The organism is Bartonella sp. MR90HLJMH (genome assembly GCF_042194115.1).
GTDB classification, from domain to species: domain Bacteria; phylum Pseudomonadota; class Alphaproteobacteria; order Rhizobiales; family Rhizobiaceae; genus Bartonella; species Bartonella grahamii.
On record NZ_JBHIMM010000004.1, the window covers coordinates 126,203 to 137,796 of the forward strand.

6 protein-coding genes and 2 pseudogenes are annotated in these 11,594 nt (G+C 34.4%); 4 read left to right on the forward strand and 4 right to left on the reverse strand.

Features of this window, described 5'->3' with window-relative positions; translation table 11 throughout:
* Nucleotides 1-1,474: 1,474 nt before the first annotated feature.
* From ACFIJ9_RS04170 to ACFIJ9_RS04185, 4 genes are read left to right on the forward strand one after another with little or no spacing between them, the layout of a single operon-like run.
* A complete protein-coding gene (locus ACFIJ9_RS04170; RefSeq protein ID WP_375635900.1) occupies nucleotides 1,475-2,713 on the forward strand; it encodes a radical SAM protein in 1,239 nt (412 codons plus the stop codon).
* Nucleotides 2,706-4,490, forward strand: a complete 1,785-nt coding sequence (locus tag ACFIJ9_RS04175) for an MFS transporter (protein ID WP_375635901.1) — start codon at nucleotides 2,706-2,708, stop codon at nucleotides 4,488-4,490. Before ACFIJ9_RS04170 ends, ACFIJ9_RS04175 begins: the two co-directional genes overlap by 8 nt.
* Entirely contained in the window at nucleotides 4,480-5,094 is a 615-nt protein-coding gene (locus ACFIJ9_RS04180; RefSeq protein WP_375635902.1) for a hypothetical protein, read from the forward strand. The genes ACFIJ9_RS04175 and ACFIJ9_RS04180 overlap by 11 nt, the downstream gene beginning before the upstream one ends.
* Nucleotides 5,063-6,055 carry a hypothetical protein gene (locus ACFIJ9_RS04185; protein WP_375635903.1) on the forward strand — a complete coding sequence of 331 codons (993 nt, stop codon included), beginning with the start codon at nucleotides 5,063-5,065 and terminating at the stop codon, nucleotides 6,053-6,055. The genes ACFIJ9_RS04180 and ACFIJ9_RS04185 overlap by 32 nt, the downstream gene beginning before the upstream one ends.
* Before the next feature lie 963 nt (nucleotides 6,056-7,018).
* Here ACFIJ9_RS04185 and ACFIJ9_RS04190 read toward each other — a convergent pair.
* The 4 genes and pseudogenes from ACFIJ9_RS04190 to ACFIJ9_RS04205 all read right to left on the reverse strand — a co-directional run bounded on the left by ACFIJ9_RS04190 (nucleotide 7,019) and on the right by ACFIJ9_RS04205 (nucleotide 10,976).
* Nucleotides 7,019-8,435: pseudogene (locus tag ACFIJ9_RS04190) on the reverse strand (DUF3987 domain-containing protein).
* A 5-nt stretch (nucleotides 8,436-8,440) separates the two neighbouring features.
* Nucleotides 8,441-9,299, reverse strand: a pseudogene (locus tag ACFIJ9_RS04195) (toprim domain-containing protein).
* Nucleotides 9,300-9,401: 102 nt separating this feature from the next.
* Nucleotides 9,402-9,602 (reverse strand): AlpA family transcriptional regulator, encoded by a 201-nt coding sequence (locus ACFIJ9_RS04200; RefSeq protein WP_011180791.1) that lies wholly within the window; start codon nucleotides 9,600-9,602, stop codon nucleotides 9,402-9,404.
* Between the two features lie 207 nt (nucleotides 9,603-9,809).
* Nucleotides 9,810-10,976, reverse strand: coding sequence for a tyrosine-type recombinase/integrase (locus tag ACFIJ9_RS04205; RefSeq protein WP_375635904.1), 1,167 nt, complete (start codon nucleotides 10,974-10,976; stop codon nucleotides 9,810-9,812).
* Between the last annotated feature and the right edge of the window lie 618 nt (nucleotides 10,977-11,594).

Here is an 11,594-nt window from a genome sequence, read left to right on the forward strand (position 1 = left end):
TTTTTTTAAGGCTGTTTATCCACAGCCCATGAGAGAGGTCAGATCAGCAAAATAGTGAAATTTGCTGTTTATTTGATGTGTTAATTGACCTGTTAATCAAGACAAATGCACCATGGGCTTTAAAATATCAGAATGAGTATTTTGATAAGTTTTATGAATTATTTTATAGAGAGGTTTTGAAGGTATAAAAATCGTCAAAACCCCCTCAAAACGTATATTATTAGTTGAATTTATAGGTTGTAATGTCGATATAGGTTGTTTTTTTAAGATCTGTAAAATCTTAACACATTGAAATATAACGTTTTTATTTTTTGCTATTTTTTTATATAAAAGCAGCAACCGTCAAAACTCAAAACCTCTTCAAAACTCATAACCATAATGATTTTGATAGCATTTCTTATGATTATACCCCTTTCTTTTGAAAGGCTTTAAAGGATCATATGCTTTTCATAAAGCACGTTTTTAATTACTCAGTAAAATGATCACTTTTGTCAGTTCAATTTACTGACACAAACTGACAAATATATATTTACAGTTGTATTTATTTGTTATGGTTGTTTTAATAAGTTGTATTTTGAAAAATAGACAAAAATTAACTTATTGAAATATAATGATTTTAATTTTTTCTCATTTAAAAAAATGATATAGGTTCTAAAAAGAACTGATAAGACTGACAAAACTCTTCTGATAAGGTCACTCAGATCATTTGCTTCTGGAAAAAAGTTCCTTGATGAGAATGCCATAAAAAGAGTTTTGCGTGGTTGTCTTAAAGACTTCAAAAGAGATTTCTTTATTGTTTTATGCTGTTGTTTTTAACCAAAGAATGCTAGATTATCATTATAAATCAATATGATTGTATCTTTAATAAGAAATAAAAGTTTGTATTTTGGCGTCGAATTGAACCTCTTTTAAAAGTAATTTCACCGCAAGTAGTATTTCACAAAATTACAATTAAAACAGAAAAATAATTGAAAATTTTTTCTTCTGAGAAGCTGATTTACGCAACAACTATTCTTTATTTCAGCCCAAAAAATCTTTTTAAAATTACTTGATAAAGCAGAACATTGCATATTTCTTATTGCGATTTAAGTGAAATAGCCATTGAAATCAGGAATAATACTTTTTGAATGAACTTACTAATTAAAATGGAAATTAGCTGAGCACAAGAGTTTTTCGATTTATACCGGTATAGGCCAATTTGTTTCCCAAACTGAATATTGCATAATACAGTTAAATTGACTTTACAATTATAAAGTTGTAAATCACAATGTCTTGAATATAAATAAGGTACATAATAACAATATGAGGAGGATATTATGTCATATAAAAAACCGCAGGTGATTGGCACTGTGAATAGTGCAACTTTAACTTGTTATAAACCATTGGTGCGAGATAGAAAAAAATAAAAAAGCAGGATAAGGGCGCAGCAGCGCCCTTATCCATTGTATTATTAAGAAACAATTTAGGAGGGGAAATGTTTCGTATTAATCTCGACGAGAATAGCATAACTAGATTAAATGATTTTCAGACTATTGTGCTTAATGATTCAGCTATAATTTTAATTGATTCAGTTTTTTTACAGAATCAGAAAATTGAAACTGTTGCGGCAAAGCTTAATGTAGAGACAGAGATTTTAGCATCAGATTTTTCAATCTTGTTAAGAGAACTAGAAAAGAATGGTTTTCTTTTAAAGAAGGAAAACTTGATTAGTGCGTCAGATTCGATTTTTGATCTTAAAAAATTATGGGTACCTGTAACACCTATTATACATATTATCCAGAATTGCAATAGCCCTTGTATCACGTGCGATTGCTGGAAGATTAAGGAAAAAAATTGGCATACTCCAGAAAGTTTAATACCCTTATTTAGAATGTTGAAAGAAAAAGGAGCTGCCTCAGTGATGCTTTCTGGGGGAGAACCTTTAATGCATCCGAAGCTTAAAGATATTTTATTAACGTTGAATGAACTAGGTCTGCCCGTTGAATTAAATACTAATGGCATCTTATTGCATAAAAATTTATGGATTTCACAGTATGACATAAAAGAAATTGTTATTTCTATGGATTCGACTAGTGTCCAAGGATATTATGATATACGGGGGGCGAATAAATTTGATCGCGTGTGGAAAAACATTGAAACAGTTAAGAATCTCCAACCTCTGCAAAGTATAGGAATAAGAGCGACAGTTACCAAAGAGATTCTAGAAAATATTATTAATTTTATCGATTTTTGTATAAGCAAAGATGTCGATTATATCGGATTCAGCCCGCTCGATACGTCGTCATTTAGTTTTTCTAGAAAAAATAATACAAAGGATCGATCTAAGGCTTTAAGAAACAAAACTCTTCCGCCAAACGCTTCACTTTTTCATTTGAGAGATGAATTATCAAGGAAAGAATCCCCCCTCCAGATTTATATAGATAAAAAGTTCCAAGAAAGGAAGATCTCATGGACGTCACAAAATTTTGTAAATTGTATTAATTATTACTTAGGCGAGAATTCTACGTACGTTTCGTCGCCGTTAATGTGTTTATTTCCATTTTCATCCTTGGTATTGGACTATAATGGAGATTTAAAAAATTGCTTTTATTCAGAAGCTTTTGGGAATCTACAAAATTATGAGGCAATAGATTGGTCTGCTCAAAGCGTTTTAAAATCTTTGAAAGAATCTGGCGCATGTAGCGGATGTCGTGGGAAGGTGTTTTGTGGATAAGGTTAAGCAATTTAAGATTTATAGTGTTAGCAAGTCTACTGCTCTAGTGGTTGCTGTTTTACCACTTTTTTTGTCGGAAAAATTGCATTTGTCGCAAGCGGATATTGTTTTAATCGGTAGTTATTTTTTATTGCTTCCTTTGATCTTAGAAGTCCCCTTGGGTTTATTATCAGATGTTTATGGAAGTAAGCGCGTTATTTATACTGGGCTGTTTTTCTTTCTTTGCGGTTTTTTAGCTCTTTTTATGAATTATGCATATTTTGCTTACGCCACTTATTTGTTGTGTATTACATTAGCAGCCGCTTGTTTCTCAGGTGCGGAAGATAGTTTACTCTTTTCTGTAGTACCAAAGCATCGCACACTGTTTTCCGTTAAGTCCGAAGTGGCTGCTGTTACCTATAGTGTGACAACGGTACTTATTTTTTTAGGAGGAATACTTTATTATGTGCATCCTGCATTGCCTGTGATTTTTCAAGTCCTTTCATTAATTTTTGCTATTTTTATGTTTTCAAAACTGACGAAGGGATTAGATAGTTTTCATATCAACGCTCATCCGAATATTTTCACAGTTATGTGCGCCAGCCGTAAAGAAGTCAAAAGTCCTTATCGCTTCACTCTTATTTTTTTAAGTGCAGTTTCAGCTTTTGCTATTTTGGTTAATAATCGAACTGTTTCTATCGCATTTTCTGATTTTTTGCCATTTCAACCTGCTATTTTGGTTTCGATTATTTTTATCATTGGGAATTTTTTTTCAGCAAGTTCCAATATATTGTTTCAGAAGTATTTTTCAAAGTTTCAAAATCCTATTTTTCCCGTCTTAATGATTGGTTGTATGGTAACCATTGCTTTTTTTCTCATGTCATTTCGAATCATTGCGGCTCTTATATTAGGATTTTTACTGCTATGTGTTTTTAAATCTGCTTATCGATCTTATCTGTCGTCTCTTCTTATAAATTCACTGATTGATCCCAAAGCTATCGCGACTGTTTTATCATTTACAGCCATTATTACAGCTGTTGTATCCTTTGCATTCAGTTTTTTATACGGTCATGTTTTTTCAACATTCCGGCAAGCTAATTTGTGGTTGGCAGTGATTATGGCTGTGATTTTTGGGGTGTCTGCTTTAATTATTTTTGTCAGAAAACAAGAAATCATTTGGTTGCAGCCTGAAAATGCACAATCGTCAAAACAACATTTCCTGAAACGCAAGCATCAAGAGTTTTGCTATGGGCAAATTTATCCGGAAGCATCGTGCATTAATGAAAACATCAAGGATGGCTCTTTTCGACAAAGTCTCTATCCTGCACCAAATTTGATAACACTTTGCGATGAAATAGTCGAATGGGAGTTTATCCGGGGTACTGCATTGAGCCAAATGGATTTGCTACATCAAAAGGCGATTATTGATCAAATCAATAAGATCTTTCAAGATCGATTAAGCAAGAATATAATCTTATCACACGGAGATTTACATCCTGATAATATCATTGTTACTTCTGATAGTTCTTTTATGGTAGTGGATTGGGATTTATGTCAAGAAGCTAGTCCGGAATTGGATATCTTAACATTTTTCACCAGTCCAAGATTATCTCTCAATTTAGAAGAACGGATAGACTATATTTCTCATTTGCTGTCTATATCAAAGGATGAAGCTTTACCAATGATAAAAGCGTTTGTGGCTAAAAAAATTTCTGATCTTTCTCTATACCAAAATATTTTCATGAAACAATTAGTATTGGATTATATAAACTTGAATAAGAAATTTCATGGGCGATAATATTGTAATTTGTAATGAAAATTGCAGTGCGGGCTGCAATCATTGTCCGTATTCGATGGAATATATGGTGAGAGATGACGCGTTGCCTGAATCTTTATATACAATAAATGACATAAAATCTGATTTTATTATTCTTTCTGGTGGAGAGCCTTTTGAGCTCGATTATGATTTACTTCATAAATATACTTGTATGTGTCTCATTTGTAAAAAATATTTTCGGATTGCAACAGGGGGGCACATCTATATTCAACCATATTTGAAGCTATTAAAGAGTAATCCGTTCTTTTTAGGGATACAAATAGGCACAGATGTTATTTCAGAGATAAGAAATCTAGACAGTAAAAAATATAAACAAACGTGGGTGCGTAACATAGAATGTATGAAAAAAGATAGCGTACCATATAGTGTGACGATTACTTTATCGGAGAGATTCGATTTGGCAGAAGTGTTAGCTCTAATACGTATTGCTACTCCCGAGTTCATTTTAGTTAATTTTGAAAATAGAAAAAAGTATGAGAATACATTTCAGTTAAATATGATACGGGATTTTTTTTCTGACTGTGAGATAAAATATGGATATACGCATCAGAGTTTACACCAATAAATATAAACTATCGGATTCTTTTCACAGTTCTTCTGGTGTATTAGTTGAAAAAACAGAACTGATAATTTTATTTACTGCTCAGGATAAAGTTATTTCGCCCTTTGCTATGGAGTTGCCATTGTCACCTAGTCACGGAGAAATGCCGGACGATTTTATAAAATCTATAAATGAACGATCAATAAATAAAAGTAAACACTTTGCAAATTCTTTAAGCTATTTCTTTGGGTTGGAAGATTTTTTTAAAAAAGTTGAAATGGCTAAAATTATTAATTCTGGATTAATGAAATCTATTAAAACGATAGGAATAGGTGCAATTATTGATGATGAGATACGTAATTACGATTTGATAAAATTGAAATCATCGAATCAGTATTTGGATGATACAATTGCAATTGTTAATGAAAACAAAAATGTAAAATTTATTATTGATTTCAATGCAAGTATTAATTTTGAGCAGTGGAATTATTTTATTGATAGGATAGATAAGAATAATTTGTTTGGAATAGAACAGCCTATGAAATTTCCTTCAAAAATTCCAAATTTGGGTTTCTTAAATATCGCTGATGAGACATTCGTGAAATGTGGTTATGAAAAAATTCACGAATATGGCTATAATGCTTTTGTCTATAAGCCATTTGCAAGTAATATTAAAGAATTATATAAGTGTTTTGAGAATAAAAATAACTACGTTGGTATGGTTGGAAGTAATGTTTCTGGCCCTTTAGATTGTAGTTTTTGTAACATCATAAATCATTATATGCCTACCAAATTAGCAGGAAATCGTGCAAGTAACTTTGAAGCGCATCCGTTAAATAATAAAACTGAGGATTTAATGAGAATTCGAGAAAAAAAGATATATCTCTCTGATGAATTGTTTATTTATCTTGATAAATTTTGCCGAAAGGTATCGGATTTGTATTTTGATATGAATACATTAAAAGAAATTGCTACAAATATATAGTGTTTCCCACTCTGAAGCAGCGATGTTTCGTGAATAGATATAGGACATACCGATGGAAGAACGATATGGTGTTTGTCTCATATATCGGAATCTCATATACTAAAAGTGTCAAAGATGGTGTACTAAAAGTGTCAAAGATGGTGGCAAAATTGGTTTTGATTTTTTTAATATTAGCAGTAATTTAAGCAGCAACTTGCCTTTTTTATTCAAGATTTTTGATGAGAAAGAATTATAGGTATTTCAGCTTGATGTAACTCAAAATAAGCGAACGGTATTTTTAAGCTTGATGTTTATTATAAAGCTGAGCTCAACCCCAATCAGAACAGTATAGCAGGTGGCCTTATTATCTTACTTAAAGGGGGCTAGCTAAGAAGCATACGCTTGTTATTATATCGAATGTTCTCAATTTGCATTCGATTAAACTTACAAATCAAGATGGCTTTTATTCTAATATCATCAATACCGAGCTTTATAGATTAAACATTCAAGTTCAATAGTTTGCAGAACAAATGAGCCATGCATCCAAAATGCCAATTACGAGTAATATAAATCCAGATGATATTGTAGCTGATATTCACGTAATACCATCAATACTCCCAAATAACTTCTATTATCGTAAGTTTTTCTTTTCTCTTGAGATAATCACCAATGTCATAAAAATATATTTTACCATGCTGTTGCATGTTTGGATTTTTTACAAAAATAGAAATCTCCATAGAGTAGCTCGAAATCCTAAACAAAAATATTAAAATATAATGTTTTTTATTATTTAAAAAATAACATAAACATTGGAATAACTCTCCAAAAGCAACAAAACTCTTTGTAAGAAGAACGCTGATCATTTTCTTTGAAAAAAGAGCAATGAAGAGAATATCACTAAAAAGAGCTTTGAGCGATTGGCTTGAAAAACTCTCAAAAGAGATTTCTCTATTGTGTGGTCCTATGATTTTTCACCAAGGTGGGCTATTCATAGCGTTTTGTAGGCCGACCGCATTTTGGGTTTTGTCTTCATAAATTTCACGAAGATAGTCGCAACAGCATAAAAGCTCTAAAGTTTGTTGAATAATTCCTTTATCCTTTAAAAGCTTCCAATCACGCTTATAAACATCTCGTGCAGGTAAAAACCATCTGGTAAATGATCACAAGGCTCTACAATGAGTTTTGCATGACTTAACAAATAGGGTGATCAACACAATGTCATAGTGAGTGAAGGCAAGCCTATTTCAAAATGCCTCCTTCGGTCAATTCAAAAATCAACGCAAGGGTTGGTATGGTTTTATCCATTTCAAAAGATGTGCTTGTAAACTTGCAGAGAAATGCCCCCTTTGATTGTTCTTTGAAAACTTTCCCACCATACACGAAAGACTCCTTGATAACTTTCCCATGCCTTTTGATTGGGAGGTCTATCAACCCATAAACGCTCTTTTCGTTCATCGGGCCACACCAGCATTTGAAATCGTTGCAATAAGCCGTCATTATTTGTTCCATGGTGCATTGCTTGAATAATGGGAATAATCCGTGAAGGTTGAATGCCCCCAATAATGGAAATAGTTGCATTGGGAATAAAAATGGTTCCACGTCCTATACGGTCATAGGTGTATGATTTTTTGCCATTAAAAGCTGTTAAATAAAAGGCACGGTCTGTTTGATATTCCTTTCTTTCCAGATTGGTTAAAAAACCAGATAACTCATCACGAACCAACAATAAACCACGGGGGGGTTCTTTTAATAATTCTCCAAGCTTTTCGACCGTCACATCATTGACAATAAACCGAGAGACATCATCATCATGCTCATTGTCTTGAGAGAGCGTTTCAGACAAAAGAGCACGGGCTGTTTCAAGATCTCCTTTTTTGAGCGCTTTATGAGCTTGTCTTTCCTTTTCTCGTTTGTCTAAAGTTTCAAATCTCTCTTCAATTTCTTGTTTTTCTTTCTGTTTTAACCACTCTTTATACCATTGCTTTTGAAGGTAAGTAATGGGAGCTAAAGCGGCTTTCATGGCTGGTGTTTTATATGTTGAAGGCTGTCCAATAAGAGCGCCCCAGAGATTAGGAACAATCTTCCAATCATCATGTTGTTTTGGAGCAATACGCACACCATTGCCAATGAGAGCAGCCAAGCCACACAAAGCAGCGACAGCCACAAAATCAAGAGGAGCTTGTTGACGCTCTGAAACGTCATAAATATAGTCCATGAATGGCATTGGGAGCTGTAATGGATTAAAAGGTTCAACGGGTAAAAGAGCACTCTCAATCTGTTGTAATTCCCCCCAACCGTTTTGTTGCAAGGCTTGTTCATAAGGAATGGCTTTTAAACAAGCATTATCGTTATCATTGACGGGGGTATTATTCTCTAAAATATTTTGATTATCTTTTGTCATATTACTTACCTTGAATAATAGAGAAAATCATTGAAATCTAAAGCGTTAGGAGCTTGCATGATAAAGACCTCAAAGCCTTGGCTATAAGCACGCTTGGCTAGGGTAAAACCTGCTTTACGACCCGCATCATCGCCGTCCATTGCAATTGTCAGACGTCCTTTTGTATGGGGTAAATTCACACGCATCATGTCACTGGTTGAAAGAGACGCCCATAAATCAACGGGCTCTGATAACAACCCAGACAGCAGAGACAGCCCCGTTTCAATGCCTTCACAAATAACCAGATGTTTGGGATTGGCTTGACTTAAATGCACAGCACCGCCCATTACAGATCCCAACATGGCTTTTGCTGGTTTCTGATCTGTTTTGCAGCCATTGGCTTGTAAAAAGGTTCTATGAATAGCAAAGGAGCCAGCACCCTTAACAAGAGCAACCAACGCGGGCAGTGTACCCCCCAGAGGGGTGTGGACATTTGCTATGAAAGCGTAAATCAGTAGGCAAATCACATGTAATACCCCGCATACGTAAATAGGTTTCTGCTAAAGTATTTTTGATTGGTTGGCTTTGTTGCCAAATTGCTTTTGCTCTCTCTGTTTTCTGTTTTGATAAAGAGAGCGTCTGATCATAAGCTTTATCAAAAAAGGCTTGTTTTCCAAGCAAGCCAATTCTGATGAGCGCTTGTATGATCTCTCTAAAAGAGCAGCCAGCATAACAATAAAGTAAGAGACGCCCATCATGTCCATGAGAAAGGGATAAGCTAGGCAGCCTATCATCATGAGCAGGACAACGGGCTATCCCATAATATCCATGCCAAACCCCATGCAAGGCATTTGTGATGTCCCGAGCATTTATATAAGAAAACATGTTTTTTATCCTATGAATATTGCACCATAGGACGGATTATGCTAACTCTAGGGTGATGAGTTTGAGAAAGCCTTGTCCGTCCTTACGTGACAAGGTTTTTTTTTATGCCGCGTCACTTTGACGTTGCTGTTTTGCTTGTTCGATGACATTGATAAGATCTGATTGTAACCAACGCGATAAAAAGCCAAATTTTAAAGGTTTTGGCAAAGAGCCATTGGTAACATGACGGCGGAATGTTGAGACACTCATATGAAGCAATTTTGCACTTTCACGGTCTGTCAAAAGAATATCATTTTCTGTCATAATAATTTCCTTTCTATCAAAAAATGAGAACAAATCATAACTATTTATTAACCACATTTTGGTTCATTTAGAAAGATGTTTTATTCATAGAAAACAATATTTTATTATACAATTTCTAATGTGATACGTGATGAATCTTATTGAGAAAGAATGAGAGAAAAGAGAGTTAAAGTTATCCACAGATAATGGGGTTATGCACCCCATATCTTAAGATTGACCTGTGACATATGCCGCCCATTTATCCATATAGACACGGCGCTGTTCTAGATAGTCAGTGCGACGATAGGCACGCTCTACTTGTCCTCCTACCGTATGACTTAAAATGGTTTCAGCGACCTCATAGGGGGCATCGGTTGTTTCAGCGAGCCAATCACGTAAACTAGAGCGAAATCCATGGGGGCAGGCTTCAAGTTTATTGTCTCTCATGTATTGAGCCATACACTTCGTAGCAAGGGGACCGCGACCGGTTGCAGAAAAGAAGAAATCATTGCGAGAAAGTGAGCGCGCTTGTTTTAAAATGTCTAATGCTTCAGATGATAAGGGCACACGAAACTCTTTTGTAGTATCACGCTTTCCTTTCATATTCTCAGCAGGGATTGTCCAGATATCACCTTCAACTTGATCTTTATGAATATGACGTAAAGGGTTAGAGCGAACCCCTGTAAGGATAAGCAAACGCAAAGCCAGTTGTGTTAGGGTTGATGCTTCGCAAAGTGTTTGATAAAAAGCTGGTATATCTTTCCAATCCATTGCAGGTAAATTTTTGACTTTATGGCGTTGTTTTCCTAAAAGAGCGCGTGCTTTTTCGGTTGCTTGTAAATCAACATCCAAACCTAATGCAGCAGCATGTTTGAGACAAAGTTTGAGACGTATCAATGCTGTCCGAGCAGCTCCAGCTTTTGTATGCCAGATAGGGGCAAGTGTATTACGTATTTCTGTTTGTGTAATCTCTGACACAGGAAGACAACCTAATTTAGGGAGAATATGAAGTTGTAAAGGCGAAAACCAATGTCCATCTTTCCCATCCCCTTTTAATTCAGCTTTACGAGTTTCAAAAGTATCCAAGGCAATATCTTTTAAGTAATGGAGATTACTTATTGCCTCACGCTTTTGTTTCTCACGTTCTTTAATGGGGTCACGCCCTTCACGTAAAACAGAACGCCATTGCATTGCACATTCACGGGCTTGTTTTAAAGAAACATCTCTCAAGGCACCCAAGCCCATTTCGCGACGACGACCATGAATGGTATAACGGTAAATCCATTGAGCACCTCCATCTTTACGCTTATGAAGTAACAAGCCAGCACCATCGTTATATTTGCCAGCCCCTAATGTTGCGACAGCTCTTGCATTAAGACGGTTCATAAGAGCCATTTTTAGTCCTTTCTTATACAAATTTTGTCCACACACTTATCCCACTTGTTATGTGCAAATGAGTGGTTTTGATTGATTCAAGATAAACAGCTTTGAAATGAAAGAATCTTACGATATTCGAGACTCTCATTCAACATACAAAACAGTGAATTATCATTATAAATCAATGCCTTGTAAAGTTGATTATGGATTGTTTTCATCTTTTTCTTATGTAGAGTGAAGTTTTGATGTCTCTCAAGAGCATCATGTGTGTGTGCTGTTTGTGAAATTTAGATAGACAAAAACGCCATTGTGTTGATTCTTTACGAGGCATTTTTATTCCTTGTTTTTATAATGCCTCTCTCCCTTGTGATAGGTGAGGAAATGATTGTGATTGTTTTATCATGAATAAATTAGAAATAAGAGAATTCTATAAGTTTTGGGAGTCTCATTTTAGTTGAAAAAAATGAATTATCTTTATAAGTCAATATATTATTTATTTTTTGTTGAAGTTTTTACAATGTTGTAGCAGAGAATTGTGTCTCTTCGTTTTTATGAGAATAATACGGTTTTCTATTCTATGAACTTATTCTGAAAAGTTTAAATTTTATAAGCTTTGAATATTTTTTTAGTTTTTCA

Excerpts from the sequence above, each read along its gene's own strand:
- ACFIJ9_RS04170 (WP_375635900.1), top strand. The coding sequence starts at position 1,475 with ATGTTTCGTATTAATCTCGACGAGAATAGCATAACTAGATTAAATGAT.
- ACFIJ9_RS04180 (WP_375635902.1), top strand. The coding sequence starts at position 4,480 with ATGGGCGATAATATTGTAATTTGTAATGAAAATTGCAGTGCGGGCTGC.
- ACFIJ9_RS04185 (WP_375635903.1), top strand. The coding sequence starts at position 5,063 with ATGGATATACGCATCAGAGTTTACACCAATAAATATAAACTATCGGAT.
- ACFIJ9_RS04200 (WP_011180791.1), bottom strand. The coding sequence starts at position 9,602 with ATGACAGAAAATGATATTCTTTTGACAGACCGTGAAAGTGCAAAATTG.
- ACFIJ9_RS04205 (WP_375635904.1), bottom strand. The coding sequence starts at position 10,976 with ATGGCTCTTATGAACCGTCTTAATGCAAGAGCTGTCGCAACATTAGGG.